Here is a 14,510-nt window from a genome sequence, read left to right on the forward strand (position 1 = left end):
CGGCTCCTTAGTGCAGGACACGCAGCAGATGGGCGACCTGCGCCCCGACGGCCGTCCGGGCGGGCCGCAGGTACTTGCGCGGGTCGACGGTCTTCTCGGCCGCCAGCACCCGCCGGACCTCGGCGGTGAACGCCTTGTTCAGGTGGGTGGCGATGTTGATTTTGGTCATGCCCGCCGCGACGGCCGCCGTGAGCCCGTCGTCGGCGACGCCCGAGGAGCCGTGCAGCACCAGCGGCACCGGCACCGCCGCGCGCAGGTCGGCGATCAGGGCGAAGTCGAGCGCGGCGTCGCGGGTGAGCATCGCGTGGGAGGTGCCGACGGCGACCGCGAGGGCGTTCACCCCCGTGGCGGCGACGTAGGCGGCGGCCTCGGCCGGGTCGGTGCGAACCCCGGGCGCGTGTACGCCGTCCTTGCCCCCCACCTCCCCCAGTTCGGCCTCCACGAAGACGCCGGTCCGGCGCACCACCTCGGCGGTCGCGGCCACGTTCTCCTCGTACGGCAACGCCGACGCGTCGAACATGACCGACCCGAAGCCGAGCTCCACGGCCCGGTCGACGAGGTCGCCCCGGGTGGCGTGGTCGAGGTGGACCGCGACCGGCACCGACGCCTCACGGGCGACCGCCAGGCAGGCCGCGCCGATGGCGGCCAGGCCGCCGTGGTAGTCGACGGTGTTCTCGCTGACCTGGAGGATCACCGGCAGCCCGGCCTCCTCGGCCCCGGCGACGATGCCCTGGGCGTGCTCGACCTGGATCACGTTGAAGGCGCCGACGCCTCGGCCGGCGGCGTAGGCGGCGGAGACGATCTCGGCGGTGGGGGTCAGCACTCTCGCTCCAGTGGTTCCGTGGTGACGGCGGTGAGGTTGGCCCGGTAGGCGGCGTGGTCGGCCTGCCCGGCCAGGGGCGATCTGACGGCGGCGGCCGACAGGGCGGCGGCGTGCTGGAGGGTCTCGGCCCAGTCCCAGCGGGCGACCACGCCCATGGCGATGGCCGCGACGGCGGCGTCGCCCGCGCCGGTCGGGTTGCCCTCGGCGTACGGCGGCACCGCCCGCCACACGCCGTCGGAGGTGTCGGCGTGCAGGCCGCGGGGCCCGTCTGAGACGACGGCGGCGCGGGCGCCGAGTTCGCGCAGCCGCATCGCGCCGTCGCGGACGGAGGTCGCCGCGCCGAAGGTGCGGCTCAGCTCGTCGGCGTTGGGCTTCACGACGTGGGGGCGGGCGGCCAGCGCGTGGACGAGGGCGTCGCCCTCGGCGTCCACGATCGTCGGCACGTCGCCCGCGAGCGCGGCCAGCACCGCGTAGGCGTCGCCGGGCACGCCGGGCGGCAGGCTGCCCGACATCACCACGGCCGAGGCGCGCGGCAACCACGACAGGAAGTCGGACCGGAAGGCGGCCCACTCCCCCGCCGAGATCACCGGGCCGGGCTCGTTCAGCATGGTCACCTCGTCGGCGACGACCGCCGTGGTGCGGCGGGTCTCCCCGGCGATCGGCGTGAACGCGGCCGGCAGGCCGGCCGACGCGCCGAACCGGGCGTCGGCCAGCCCGAGCGCGGTCACCTCGTGGCCGAGCGCCAGCAGGACGCGGGCGACGTTCAGGCCCTTGCCGCCCGCGCGCACCGCCACCTCGCCGACCCGGTTGGTCGCGCCCGGCCGCAGCGCGGCCAGGCGGTAGGTGACGTCGTAGGCGGGGTTGAGCGTCACGGTGAGGATCACCCGACGACCCCCGGATCGGGCCAGGAGACGAAGACGTAGTCGGGGTCGACGCCCAGGTCGGCGGCGAGCAGCGCGGCCGCCCGGCCGACCGCCGCGCGCATCAGCTCGGGGTCGCGGAGCCGCCCGCGCACGACGGCCGTGACGCCCGCGCCGTCGAGGGCGGCCAGCCGCTGGGCGACGACCGCGCCGGGCGGCAGGTCCAGGGCGTCGGCGACCGCGAGGGCGAGCCGGTCGGACAGGTTCTCGGGGACGGCGGCGGCGGTGGCGTACTGGACGAACGGCACGGCTACTCCACGACGACCGAACGGGACAGGTGCTCGGGGCTGTCGCACTCCAGCCCCCGGTGGCGCGCGTAGGCGACGGCCAGGCGGTGGACCCGGACCAGCTCGGCCTGCGGGTCGGCGGCGGCGACCCGGAGCGTGGCCCCGGTCGCGCGCACGGCCTCGACCACGTCGGCGGGCAGCGGGCTGAGCGCCCACACGAGGCTGCGCGGGGAGGCGCAGGCGATCGGGCCGTGCCGGTATTCGAGGCTCGCGTACGACTCCGTCCACAACCGGGCCGACTCGCGCAGTTTGAGGGCGGCCTCCTCGGCGAGGCCCCGCGCCCAGCCGGTGCCGAGGAAGACGACGTGGTCGAAGTCGGCCGGGTCGGCGGCGAGCGGCTCGGCCAGCGCGGCGCGGGCCAGGTCGGGCAGGCCGGACACGTCGTCGCCGATGGAGGCGCGCAGCAGGGTCAGCGCGGAGGTGGCGTAGCGGGTCTGCACGACCGAGTGCTCGTCGGCGAAGTCCATCACGATCGTCTCGTGCACGGCCTCGGTGATCGGCGAGCCGGGGGTGCCGGTGATCGCGATCGTGCGGGTGCGCTCCGACAGGTCGCGGGCGACCCGGACCAGGTCGCTGGTGGTGCCGGAGCGCGAGAGCAGGATCGCCGCGTCGTAGGCGTCGGCGTCGTCGAGTTCGGTGGCGATGGCGGCGCGGGTGCGGCCCTGGCCGAGCTGCTGGCGGCGGCGGGCGTAGCTCTCGAGGATGTAATAGGAGGTGCCGCAGCCGACGCCGAGCACGTTCGCGCCCGCGCCGGGCAGCACGCCGGTGGCGGCGGCCAGGTCGAGGGCGCGACGCCAGGTGTCCGGCTGGGACTCCACTTCGGCCTGCGTACGCCGGGCCAGCTCGGGGGCGGTCGTTGCGGTCACTTCTGGGTCTCCTGGAGATCGTGGACGGTGAGGCTGCCCGCGAGTTCGAGCGCCTCGGGGAGGGTGGGCTGCGCGGCGGTGCCGCCCATGCCCTGGGTCGAGAGGGCGCCGCAGGCGGAGGCGACGCGCAGCGCTTCGGCGTAGCTGCCGCCGCGCAGGAGGGTGGCCAGGAAGCCGGCGTCGAAGGAGTCGCCCGCGCCGGTCGTGTCGACCGGGGTGATCGCGGGGGCGTCCACGCCGAGCGCGGTGCCGTCGGGCAGGTTCAGGGTGGCGCCGTCGCCGCCGCGTTTCACGACCAGGCCGCAGGTGGGCGGGCCGCCGTTGGCGCGGGTGATGTGCTCGGCCTCCTGCTCGTTCGGGAGCAGGTAGTCGAGGTGCGGCAGCAGGGCCGGCAGGCCGTGGTCGAAGGAGCGTGACGGGTCCCAGTTGGGGTCGACCGACGTCGTGCCGGCGAACTCCCTGACCAGGGCGGGCAGGCCGGCCCACAGGTCGTACTGGAGGAAGTAGGAGCTGACGTGCAGGTGCCGCGCGGCGGCGAGCGCCTCGGCGGGCACGTCGGCGGCGGCGAGCCGGCCGATCTCGCCCGGGAAGGTGAGCATCGAGCGGTCGCCGCGGGCCCCGAGGACCACCGTCATCCCGGTGCGCCGACCAGGTCGGCGCAGGCAGTAGCGTGTGTCGACGCCGCGCTCGGCCAGCCGGTCGAGCACGAAGTCACCGAGCCAGTCGTCGCCGACCACCCCGGCCATGGCGACGCGGGCGCCGAGCCGGGCCGCCCCGCAGGCGGTGATCGCGCCGGAGCTGCCGAGGACGATCGTGGCATCCTCCACGATCTCCTCGACCTGCCCGAACGTCGGCCGCACGTCACCGCACTCGACGACGACGTCGGCGTTCAGCTCCCCTGCCACGAGGAGGTCGAATTCCATGTCAGGTCACGTCCTGGTGGTCGGCGGAACGGGGATCCTGGCTCCGGCCGTGACCGGCCTGGCCGCCAGAGGGATGGTCGTTTCTATCGTTTCGCGCAACAAACATCGCACTTCAGACATTTGCCACATAGTGCTAGCGGACGTTACAAATGTGCCCAGTTTCGTGACGGCCCTGGGCGACCGGCGGTTCGACCTGGCGCTGGTGTACATGCCGTTCGGCGACCAGGCCGCCTGGGACGTCGTCGACGCCCGCGCCGACCGGGTCGTCCAGGTGCTGACCAGCGTGTACGCCGCCCCGGACGGGCCGGAGCCCCCGCTGCCCGGCCGTCCGAGGCTGATCCTCGGCTGGCACCCGAGCGGCCGGTGGCACACCCCGGAGGAGGTCTCCACCGCCGCCCTGGCGCTGGCCGAAAGCGGAGACGACGCGGTGCTCGGCGTGACCCGCCCGTGGGGCGACCGCCCCGCCTGATCGCGCACGCCGGCCCCCTCAAAACTCTCAAAAACGAGCAGATCTGTCATTTCAGGACCGTAGAGACGGCCGTCGTGACTGTCAAGTGACCATTTTGAGATGTATTGACGTTTTCTGCGTGAAGTTGATAGGAACGGCACACCAGGCCGGAGCCAAGGGAGGCCCCCCATGAATTTCAACCGCCGCCAGTTCCTCCGTGCGGCCGGCATGACCGCCGCGGGCGCCGCCGCGATGAGCGCCCTCGCCGCGTGCGGCGGCGGTGACGCCGGCACCAGCGCCCCGGCCGCCGCCGCGAGCGCCGGCGCCGCGACCGGCGACCTGACGTTCTCCGTCTGGGGTTCGGACGCAGAGATGGCCGCCTTCAACACCATCGCCCGCGCCTTCGAGAAGGCGAACGCGGGGGTGAAGGTGAAGGTCGAGCAGCTTCCGTACGACCAGATGCGCACCACCCTCGACGCCCGGCTGCAGTCGGGCCAGGGTCCCGACCTGTTCCGCGTCACCTACAACGACATCGGCATCTACAGCTCGCAGGGCGTGCTGGCCGACCTGTCGGCCACCGTCGGCGCCGACTCGGGCCAGTTCATCGACGCCCTGTGGGCCGGCGTGCAGTACCAGGGCAAGCCCTACGGCGTCCCGCACCACACCGACACGAGCGCGATCCTCTACAACAAGGCGCACTTCGCGAAGGCCGGCATCACCGACGTGCCGACCACCCTCGACACCGCCTGGACCTGGGAACAGTTCCTCGAGGTCGCCGAGAAGCTGAACGCCGCCGGCACCGGCGCGACCGCCGCCTTCGGCGTCAACTGGCAGCAGTACGGCGCCTACCGCTGGTTCAACTGGCTCTGGCAGGCGGGCGGCAAGGCGCTGTCCCCCGACGGCACGACCGCCGCGTTCGACACCCCGCAGGCCCGCCAGGCGCTGGAGTTCACCAAGTCGTTCTACGACAAGGGCCTGATGCCGAAGAACATGATGGTCAAGACGGCCAACAGCCCCGACCTGGTGTTCGGCTCCGGCAAGATCTCCATGGCGTTCGTCGGCGACTTCCTGCTGCCCGACATCAACAAGACCGCCAAGGGCATCGAGATCGGCGCGACCTTCCTGCCCAAGGGCCCCGGCGGCGCCGCCTCCGACCTCGGCGGCAACGCGGTCGCGGTGACCACGCAGAGCAAGGCCCCCGAGGCCGCCGCCGCGTTCGCGAAGTTCCTCGCCGAACCGGCGAACATGCAGCTGTTCTGCGAGCAGACGACGGTGCTCCCGGCCCGCAAGGACCTGGCCGGCGCGAAGCTCAACTACGCCGTCTCCCCCGACCTGATGCCGGTCTTCCAGCAGCAGGCCACCACCATGCCCGCCGACCTGGTCCAGTTCGTCACCCTGCCCGGCTTCTCCGGCGTGAACGACGCGCTGGTGCAGAACCTGGAGGGCTACTTCACCGGCGGCCAGTCGGCCGACGACACCGTCGGCGCGATCGGCGCCGCGATCGAGAAGGCACTGTCCGCCTAGGAGGCCCGATGGCAACGGTCCGCACGCGGCGGGCGCGCGAGGCGCTGACCGGCCTGGCGTTCGCCGCGCCGGCGGTGGCCGTCTTCGCGGTCTTCATGTTCTGGCCGCTGATCCAGGTCTTCTGGATCAGCCTCCAGCAGACCCGCGGCTTCGGCCTCGCCAAATGGGTGGGGCTGCAGAACTACGAGGAGATCCTGAGCGACAAGATCTTCTGGACGGCACTCTGGAACACCGCCCTCTACACCGCGATCTCGGTGCCGCTGTGCCTGGTCGCGGGCCTGGCGGCGGCGCTGCTGCTCAACAAGCGCATGCCGGCCCGGGGGCTGATCCGGGCGATCTACTACCTGCCCGCGGTCATCTCCGGCGTCAGCAGCGCGCTCATCGGCGCGTGGTTGTTCAACGAGGACATCGGCCTGGTCAACCGCATCCTCGACGTCGTCGGGCTCGGCCCGATCCCGTGGCAGTCGGAAGGCGTGCCGGCGTTGTTGTCGCTGGTGGCCATCAGCCTGTGGATCGGCCTCGGCTTCAACATGGTCGTCTACCTCGCCGCCCTCCAGGGCATCCCGCGCGAGGTGTTCGAGGCGGCCCGCTGCGACGGCGCCTCCCGGTGGGCGACGCTGCGCCGCATCACCGTCCCGCAGCTCGGCCCGACCACGTTCTTCCTGATCGTGATCGGCATCATCAACAGCTTCCAGGTCTTCGACATCGTGTACGTCATGACCGGCGGCGGCCCCGGCAACTCGACCACCATGCTCGTCACCTACGCCTACTCCGCCGGGTTCGAGCAGCGGCAGCAGGGCTACGCCTCGGCGATCGGCGTCGTGCTCTACCTCATCGTCCTGGTCATGACGATCGTCCAGTGGCGTGTGAACAAGCGGAGGGACGTCGCATGACGCGCTATCGCCTGGCGTTCGCGATCACCGGGGCGGTCGCGATGTTGTTCCCCGTCTATTGGATGGTCGTCACCGCGATCTCCTCGTCGGCCGACATGCGCGGCCCCGGGCTGCACCTGTGGCCGACGAGCGTGCGGTGGGAGAACCTGACCGACCCGCTGAGCAAGTTCCCCTACGGCATGTGGGCGGTGAACTCGGTGTTCATCGCGGTCGTGGCCGTGGTGCTGACCGTGGTCATCAACCTGATGGCCGGCTACGCCTTCGCCAAGTTGCGCTTCCCCGGCCGGAACGTGCTGTTCATCCTCATCATCAGCACGCTGATGGTGCCCGTGCAGGTCGTGATGGTGCCGCAGTTCCACCTGGTGGTGGACTTCGGGCTGATCGGCAGCGACTGGGGCGTCATCGTGCCGAGGCTGGCCGAGGCGTTCGGGTTGTTCATGGCCCGGCAGTTCATGATGGCGATCCCCGACGAGCTGATCGAGGCCGCGCAGTGCGACGGGTCGAGCCAGTGGCGCATCTTCCGCACGGTCGTGCTGCCGCTGTGCCGTCCGCTGATCGCGGTGCTGGTGATCTTCACGTTCATGTGGCGGTGGAACGAGTTCGCCTGGCCGCTCATCGTGCTGAAGGACCCGGAAAGCTACACCCTCCAGGTCGGCCTGCTGTTCCTGAAGAACCAGTACGGCCAGGACTACGGCTCGCTGATGGCGATGTCGCTGCTGTCGATGATCCCGATGATCATCGTGTTCGCGCTGTTCCAGCGGCACTTCGTCGAAGGCATGGCCCGATCGGGCATCAAGTGAGGACGACCCCGATGATCAACGTGCTGGTGACCCTCGACTTCGACGACGACTGGCTCGCCGCCGTGACCGTGCCCGGCGTCCGGGTGCGGAAGCACCTGGCGCGCAGCGCCGGGGAGATCCCGGCCGGCCTGCTGGCCGAGACCGACGTGCTCTACACCAACACCGCCTTCCCGCCCCGCGGCGCCGCGCCGAGGTTGCGGTGGGTGCAGCTCGACACCAGCGGCTGCGACCACGTGAAGGGCACCGACCTGTGGGACAGCGACGTCGACGTCACCACCATCGGCGGCGTCTCGCCCAAGCCGCTGGCCGAGTGGGTGCTGATGATGATCCTCGCCCACGCCCACCACCTGCCGCACATCATCGGCCTCGGCCACTGGCCCGACCTCGACTACCGGTGGAACCGGCTGATGCCGCGCATGATCCCGGGCTCGACCGTGGGCATCGTCGGCTACGGCCGCATCGGCCAGGAGATCGGCCGGCTCGCGCACGCCTTCGGCATGAACGTCATCGGCATGCGCCGGGGCGGCGGCCGGGCCGGCGAACGGTTCAGCGAGGTCGCCGACGAGACCCCCGCCGAGATCGTCGGCCCCGACGGCCTGCCCGGCCTGCTGGCCCGCTCCGACTACCTCGTGCTGACCGTCCCGCACACCGACGAGACCCACCATCTCCTGGACGCCGACGCGTTCGCGCAGCTCAAACCGGGCGCCGTGGTCATCAACGGGGCCCGGGGCGGGGTCGTCGACGAGGACGCGCTGCTGGCCGCCCTCAGAAGCGGACAGGTCGGCTATCTCGTCTCCGACGTGTTCGCCGAGGAACCGCTGCCGGAAAACAGTGCTTTCTGGTCGGAAAGCAATGTCCTGATCACTCCGCACGTGGCAGGATTCGCGCCCGGCTACCACGATCATGTCCGCGTCCTGTTCACCGAGAATCTGCGCCGGCTGGTCGAGGGCCGCCCCCTGCTGAATCTTGTGGACAGAAAGGCCGGCTACTGATGCTGAGCGAGAGGCGCCGGAGCGAACTGCTCTCCCACGTGCGCAGCCGAGGGTCGGTGAGCGTGGACGACCTCGCGGCGCTGCTGAACGTGAGCGTCTCCACCGTGCGGCGCGACCTCGACGAGATGGACGAACGCGGCCTGCTGCGCCGGGTCCACGGCGGCGCGGTCGCCGTCGACGGCGGCCCCGAGGTCGCCGAGACGCCGATGATCGAACGCTCGATCCGCAACCTCGACGAGAAACGCCGCATCGCCGCCGCAGCGGCCCAGATGATCGCCCCCGGCAGCGCCGTGCTGCTGACCGGCGGGTCGACCACGGCCCAGATGGTGCCCCACCTCGTCGCGGTGCCCGACGTCACCGTGGTGACCAACTCGGTCGCCATCGCGTACGCCATCGGCATCGCCTCGGAGACCACGCAGGTGCTCGTGCTGGGCGGCCTGATGCGCAACGCCGAGTTGTCGCTGCTCGGCCACCTGACCACGCAGGCCCTCAACGACGTGCACATCGACGTCGGCTTCTTCAGCGCCTACGGCTTCGATCCGGCGTACGGGATGCTCGGCGCCCACCTCGCCGAGGCCGAGACCGACCGCAACATGATCGCGGCGGCCACGCGGCTCGTCGTGCTCGCCGACCACAGCAAGTTCACCCAGCGCAGCGCCGTGCGCATCGCACCGCTGTCGCGCATCGACACGGTCGTGACCGACACGGCCGCGCCGGTCGAGGCGGTGACCGCGCTCGAAGGCGCGGGCGTCACCGTCGTGTCCACCTGAACCTTTTCGCAAGGAGCATCATGAAAGTCCTGGTCCTGATAGGAGCAGGTTCAGCCGTCTTCACCCGCGGCCTGCTGGCCGACCTGATCTCGGCCGACGACCTCGGGGCGTGGGAGATCCGCCTCGTGGACGTCAACGAGGAGGCCCTCGGCGTGGCCGCCCGCCTGGCCGGGCTGATGGTCGAGGCCAGGGGCGCGGGCGACCGCATCACCGTGCGCTCCTCGACGGACCGCCGGGAGCTGCTGCCCGGCGCCGACTACGTCGTGACCTGCGTCGGCGTCGGCGGGAGGCCCGCCTGGCAGGCCGACCACGACGTCTGCATCCGGCACGGGATCTACCAGCCGGTCGGCGACTCGGTGATGCCCGGCGGCATCTCCCGGCTGCTGCGCACCGTCCCGGTCATGGTCGAGATCGCCCGCGACGTGAAGGCGCTCGCGCCCGGCGCGTTCTTCTTCAACTACAGCAACCCGATGACCGCCAACGTGTACGCGATGACCCGGTACGCCGGGGTCGAGGTCGTCGGCCTGTGCCACGGCATGCACCACGTCCAGCGCGAACTGGCCGCCTTCGCCGGTCTCCCCTTCGAGGAGACCTCCACCCTGTACGCCGGCATCAACCACCTGACCTTCATCTACGACTTCCGCCACAACGGCGCCGACGCCTGGCCCGGCGTGCGCGAGAAGGTGGCCCGCGAACTGGCCGTCGCCCCCGAGCCGCAGGACATCGGCTCCATCTGGGAGAACGGCAAGGCCTGGCACAACCCGTTCTCCTGGGAGATCTTCCAGCGGTACGGCGCCTACCCGGCCGCCAACGACCGCCACGTTTTGGAGTTCTTCCCCGAACGCTGGGCCGGCGGCTCCTACTACGGCAAGACCCTCGGCGTGGACGCCTTCTCCGTACCGGAGATCCTGGAATGGGGCGAGAACCGCTACCAGGGCATGCGCGCCCAGGCGCTCGGCGAGACCCCGCTCGACGAGACGGTCTTCGACCGCTCGACGGGCGAACAGGAACAGCTGATCGCCATCATCCGCTCGATCGAACTCGACCAGCGCGCGATGTTCTCGGTCAACGTGCCGAACCGAGGCGCGGTCCCGGGCCTGCCCGACGACGCGGCCCTGGAGATCCCCGGCGTGGCGACGGCGAGGGGCCTGCGCCCGGTGTCGGTCCCGGACCTGTCGGCCCCCCTGACCGCGATCCTCGCGCGCCGCCTGACCTCGGTCTACCTGGCGGTGGAGGCGGCCATGACCGGCTCCCGCGACCTGGCGATAGAGGCGATGATCGCCGACGGCGCGGTCACCGACCCGACAGCCGCCGCCGCGCTCACCGACGCCTTGCTCGCCGAACAGAAACGTTTCCTCCCAGCCTTCGCCTGAGCCCGTGACCTGAGGGGATCGCTGAGGGCGCCGCGGAAACAACTCACGGAAACAACTCACGGGAACACCTCGCGTGAGGACCTCTCCGAACACCTCGTCTAGGCACTTTCCCGAGCACCTCGCCCGGACACCTCTAGGGACACGGCGCCCGAGCACCTCGCCCAAACACCTTTGGGGACACGGCACCAGAGGTGTTTGGGCGAGCACTTCTCGAGACACGGCGCCCGACCACCCGCCTCAGCACACCGCCTCAGCACACCGCCCCGGCACACCGCCCCGGCACCTCGCCTCAGCACACCGCCCCGGCACCTCGCCGGGCCACGTCACCCGATCGCGCCGCCTCAGCACACCGCCCACGTGTTGCCCGAGCCCGTCGCCTGAGCAATGGCCGCACGCACCCCTCTCGGCGGCCCTGACCGCCGTCGTTTCGGCACCCCCAGCTTTCCGTTCGCCCGTTTTATCCCGTTATTTCGGGATTGGAGTTCTGATTTATGCGCATCGCCCGCTACCGCACGCCCGACGGCCGGGTCTTCGCCGGGCTCGTCGACGGGGACGTCGTCGCCCCCGTGGCCGAGGAGTCCTCGGCTTACATGGCCGACGCCGTTCGTGATCTGATCGCCTCCGGTGGGCCGTTCACCCCGAACGGATCGGCCGTTCCGCTGGCCGGGGTGGAGTTGCTCAGCCCGGTCGCCCACCCGGAGAAGATCATCTGTATCGGCCTCAACTACGCCGACCACATCCGGGAGACCGGTCTCGAGACCCCGTCCACGGTGCTGGCCTTCGTGAAGACCGCCCACACGCTGACCGGCCCGCACGCCGACGTCGTCGTGTCCGAAGGGAGCACGGCGCAGCTCGACTGGGAGGCCGAGCTCGCCGTGGTCATGGGGCCCGATGGGGTGTTCGGCTACACCGTCGCCGACGACGTGTCCGCCCGGGACGCCCAGTTCGCCGACGGGCAGTGGTTCCGGGGCAAGAACTTCGACGGGTTCTGCCCGCTCGGGCCGTGGATCGTCACCGCCGACGAGATCGCCGACCCCCACGACCTGGCCATCTCGGCGCGGGTCAACGGCGAGGTCGTCCAGGACAGCCGTACCAGCGAGATGATCTTCCAGATCCCGCAGATCATCGCCTACCTGTCCGCGTACATGACCCTGAACCCCGGTGACGTCATCGCCACCGGCACCCCGCACGGCGTCGGCATGGGGCGCAAGCCCCCGCTCTGGCTGAAGAACGGCGACGTGGTCGAGTGCGAGGTCGAGGGGATCGGGCTGCTGCGGAACACGGTGCGATTCAAGTGATCATCGACTTCCACTGCCACTTCCCCGGCGACGAACCCACCCAGGATCGTCTCGACGCCGAATACGAGCACGTCTGCGGCCCCGCCAAACTCAGCGTGCTCCGGGAGAACTCCGCCCGGTACGCCGACCGGGTCCGCAAAGCGCGCAGCCTGCCCCCGACCGCCCCCGAGACGCGCGGCACCGAAGACCTGGCCGCCGCCTGGCGCGCCGAGGCCGACGACTTCGGCCTGGAGCGGGTGGTGTTCATGTCCGGCGGCGGCAACGACCGGCTCGCCTCCGTCGTCGCCGCCCACCCCGACCGTTTCGTCGGTTTCGCCAACCACCCGCCCTGTTCGCCCGGGGCCGCCGCGGAACTGCGCCGGGCGGTGGAGATCGGGCTGCGCGGCTACAAGGTCATCGCGCCCTGGGTGACGGTGCCGCTGGCCGACCGGTCGCTCTGGCCGGTGTGGGAGGTGGTCGAGGAGCACGCGCTGCCCGTCGTGCTGCACTTCGGCCCGGTCAACGGCGGCGGCGGGCTCGGCTGGGCCCCCAACATGGACCCGCTGGCCCTGCACGACGTCGCCAAGGCCTTCCCCACCGTCAACTTCGTGGTGGCCCACTTCGGCTGCGGCTACCCGGCCGAACTGCTGCGCCTCGGCTGGTCGAACGCCAACGTCCACGTCGACAGCTCCAGCAACCACGAGTGGACCCGCTGGGTGCCCTACGACCTCGACCAGAAGCAGCTCTTCCGGAAGTTCCACGAGACCTTCGGCCCCGAGCGCATCCTGTTCGGCACCGACTCGTGCGACTTCCCGTGGGGATACATCAGGAAGTACGCGGAAGAGCAGGTCAGGATCGTCGACGAACTGAACCTGTCGGCCCGCGACCGGGAACTGATCTTCGCGGGCAACGCCGCACGGCTGCTGAGCCTCGACCTGCCCGTCGCCACATCCAGGGAGACAGCATGAACATCGCGACCGACCCCGACCGCGCCCCGGCGCGTTCCCACCTGTACGCGATGGGCTGGACCGACGAGGACATGCGCCGCCCCAAGGTCGGCATCGCCTCCACGTGGACCGGCACCATGCCGTGCAACCTCACCCACCGCGAACTCGCCGCCCACGTCGCCGAGGGGGTGCGCCGGGCGGGCGGCACCCCGATGGAGTTCAACACCATCGCGGTCTCCGACAACCTCACGATGGGCACCCCCGGCATGCGCGCCTCGCTGGTCAGCCGCGAGGTCATCGCCGACTCGATCGAGCTGATGGGCCGCGCCCACCAGTTCGACGCCATCGTGGCCGTCGTCGGCTGCGACAAGACCGCCCCCGCCGCGATCATGGCCCTGAGCCGCCTGGACGTCCCGTCGGTGATCCTCTATAGCGGCAGCATGATGCCCGGCCGCTGGCGCGACCGCGACGTGACGATCCAGGACATGTGGGAGGCCCTCGGCGAACGCAGCGTCGGCAAGCTCACCCAGGACGACGTCGACGACCTGGCCCGCCACGCCTGCCCCGGCGCCGGCACCTGCGCCGCCCAGTACACCGCCAACACCATGGGCGCCATCTGCGACTTCCTCGGCCTGTCGCCCTTCGGCGTCAGCGACATCCCCGCAGTGGCCCCGTCGAAGAACGAGGCCGCGACGAGGATCGGCGAGATCGTCATGGACGCCCTCGCCCGCGACGCCCGCCCCTCCCGCGTGATCACCGAGGCGTCGCTGCACAACGCGATCGTCTCGGTCGCCGCGATGGGCGGCTCCACCAACTCGGTCCTGCACCTTCTCGCCATCGCCCGCGAGGCCGGGATCCCGCTGGAGATCGACGACATCGACCGCATCTGCCACCAGATCCCGATCGTCGCCGGCGTGAAGCCCGCCGGCCCCCACACCGCCGCCGACCTATGGCGCGCCGGCGGCACGTCCCTGGTCGCCAGTCGCCTCCTGGACGCCGGCCTGCTCCGCGAGGACGTCACCCTGGTCGACGGCCGCACCCTCGCCGAAGTGGCCGAATCGGCCCAGGAGGCCCCCGGCCAGCAGGTCGTGAAGACCGTGGCCGACCCGGTGAAGGGTCCCGGGGCGCTGGCCGTGCTGCGGGGTTCACTCGCCCCCGACGGGTGCGTGCTGAAGCTCGGCGGCAAGCCGGACTTCGTCTTCACCGGCCCGGCCCGCGTCTTCGACGGCGAGGAGGCGTGCTTCGCCGCCATCCAGGAACGCCGCCTCGTGGACGGAGACGTGATCATCGTCCGGTACGAAGGCCCGGCGGGCGGACCGGGCATGCGCGAGATGCTCTCGATCACCGGAGCGCTGGTCGGCCAGGGGCTCGACGTGGCCCTGGTGACCGACGGGCGTTTCTCCGGCGTCTCCCACGGGCTGGTCATCGGTCACGTGGCGCCGGAGGCGTATCGCGGGGGCCCGCTGGCGCTGGTGCGGGATGGCGACACCGTGGTCATCGACTCGGCGGCGCGCGTCCTGGACCTGCGGGTCGACGCGGCGGAGCTGGAGGCCCGGGCCCAGGCGTGGACGCGGCCGGAGCGGCCGGTCGAGCGGGGGGTGCTGACGAAGTACGTGGCGACGGTGGGCTCGGCTTCGGACGGCGCGGTCACGGTCTGAGGCCGGTGG

At 71.3% G+C, this 14,510-nt stretch carries 15 protein-coding genes; 10 read left to right on the forward strand and 5 right to left on the reverse strand.

The annotated features are described in order from the left end of the window. Positions 1-7: 7 nt before the first annotated feature. Genes AW274_RS25990 through AW274_RS26010 form a run of 5 tightly spaced genes read right to left on the reverse strand, consistent with a single transcriptional unit; the run spans position 8 to position 3,819 of the window. Positions 8-823 (reverse strand): class II fructose-bisphosphate aldolase, encoded by an 816-nt coding sequence (locus tag AW274_RS25990; protein ID WP_062437160.1) that lies wholly within the window; start codon positions 821-823, stop codon positions 8-10. After that, entirely contained in the window at positions 817-1,707 is an 891-nt protein-coding gene (locus AW274_RS25995) for a 1-phosphofructokinase family hexose kinase (RefSeq protein ID WP_062437161.1), read from the reverse strand. The genes AW274_RS25990 and AW274_RS25995 overlap by 7 nt, the downstream gene beginning before the upstream one ends. Continuing rightward, positions 1,704-1,991: a hypothetical protein gene (locus AW274_RS26000; protein WP_062437164.1), complete on the reverse strand. Its 288-nt coding sequence runs from the start codon at positions 1,989-1,991 to the stop codon at positions 1,704-1,706. The genes AW274_RS25995 and AW274_RS26000 overlap by 4 nt, the downstream gene beginning before the upstream one ends. 2 nt (positions 1,992-1,993) lie before the next feature. Further along, positions 1,994-2,896, reverse strand: coding sequence for an SIS domain-containing protein (locus AW274_RS26005; RefSeq protein ID WP_062437166.1), 903 nt, complete (start codon positions 2,894-2,896; stop codon positions 1,994-1,996). Next, positions 2,893-3,819: a carbohydrate kinase family protein gene (locus AW274_RS26010; protein WP_062437168.1), complete on the reverse strand. Its 927-nt coding sequence runs from the start codon at positions 3,817-3,819 to the stop codon at positions 2,893-2,895. Before AW274_RS26010 ends, AW274_RS26005 begins: the two co-directional genes overlap by 4 nt. A 151-nt stretch (positions 3,820-3,970) precedes the next feature. Here AW274_RS26010 and AW274_RS26015 point away from each other — a divergent pair, with 151 nt between their 5' ends. From AW274_RS26015 to ilvD, 10 genes are all read left to right on the forward strand, one after another. Next, positions 3,971-4,288: a hypothetical protein gene (locus AW274_RS26015; protein WP_157520726.1), complete on the forward strand. Its 318-nt coding sequence runs from the start codon at positions 3,971-3,973 to the stop codon at positions 4,286-4,288. A gap of 168 nt (positions 4,289-4,456) precedes the next feature. After that, entirely contained in the window at positions 4,457-5,791 is a 1,335-nt protein-coding gene (locus AW274_RS26020; protein WP_062437172.1) for an ABC transporter substrate-binding protein, read from the forward strand. 8 nt (positions 5,792-5,799) lie between these two features. Beyond that, a complete protein-coding gene (locus tag AW274_RS26025; RefSeq protein WP_062437174.1) occupies positions 5,800-6,684 on the forward strand; it encodes a carbohydrate ABC transporter permease in 885 nt (294 codons plus the stop codon). Then, positions 6,681-7,484 carry a carbohydrate ABC transporter permease gene (locus AW274_RS26030; RefSeq protein ID WP_030452561.1) on the forward strand — a complete coding sequence of 268 codons (804 nt, stop codon included), beginning with the start codon at positions 6,681-6,683 and terminating at the stop codon, positions 7,482-7,484. Before AW274_RS26025 ends, AW274_RS26030 begins: the two co-directional genes overlap by 4 nt. A gap of 11 nt (positions 7,485-7,495) precedes the next feature. Beyond that, positions 7,496-8,476, forward strand: coding sequence for a D-2-hydroxyacid dehydrogenase (locus AW274_RS26035; protein WP_062437177.1), 981 nt, complete (start codon positions 7,496-7,498; stop codon positions 8,474-8,476). Beyond that, a complete protein-coding gene (locus AW274_RS26040; RefSeq protein ID WP_062437178.1) occupies positions 8,476-9,246 on the forward strand; it encodes a DeoR/GlpR family DNA-binding transcription regulator in 771 nt (256 codons plus the stop codon). Before AW274_RS26035 ends, AW274_RS26040 begins: the two co-directional genes overlap by 1 nt. Positions 9,247-9,266: 20 nt before the next feature. Further along, a complete protein-coding gene (locus AW274_RS26045) occupies positions 9,267-10,619 on the forward strand; it encodes a family 4 glycosyl hydrolase (RefSeq protein ID WP_062437179.1) in 1,353 nt (450 codons plus the stop codon). A gap of 491 nt (positions 10,620-11,110) precedes the next feature. Next, a complete protein-coding gene (locus AW274_RS26050; RefSeq protein ID WP_062437180.1) occupies positions 11,111-11,917 on the forward strand; it encodes a fumarylacetoacetate hydrolase family protein in 807 nt (268 codons plus the stop codon). After that, the gene (locus AW274_RS26055) at positions 11,914-12,864 is read left to right on the forward strand and encodes an amidohydrolase family protein (protein ID WP_062437181.1); all 951 of its coding nucleotides are present in this window, start codon (positions 11,914-11,916) and stop codon (positions 12,862-12,864) included. Before AW274_RS26050 ends, AW274_RS26055 begins: the two co-directional genes overlap by 4 nt. After that, entirely contained in the window at positions 12,861-14,501 is a 1,641-nt protein-coding gene (gene ilvD, locus AW274_RS26060; protein WP_062437182.1) for a dihydroxy-acid dehydratase, read from the forward strand. The genes AW274_RS26055 and ilvD overlap by 4 nt, the downstream gene beginning before the upstream one ends. The last annotated feature ends 9 nt before the right edge of the window (positions 14,502-14,510 follow it).

The organism is Herbidospora daliensis (assembly GCF_001570585.1).
Taxonomy (GTDB): Bacteria; Actinomycetota; Actinomycetes; order Streptosporangiales; family Streptosporangiaceae; genus Herbidospora; species Herbidospora daliensis.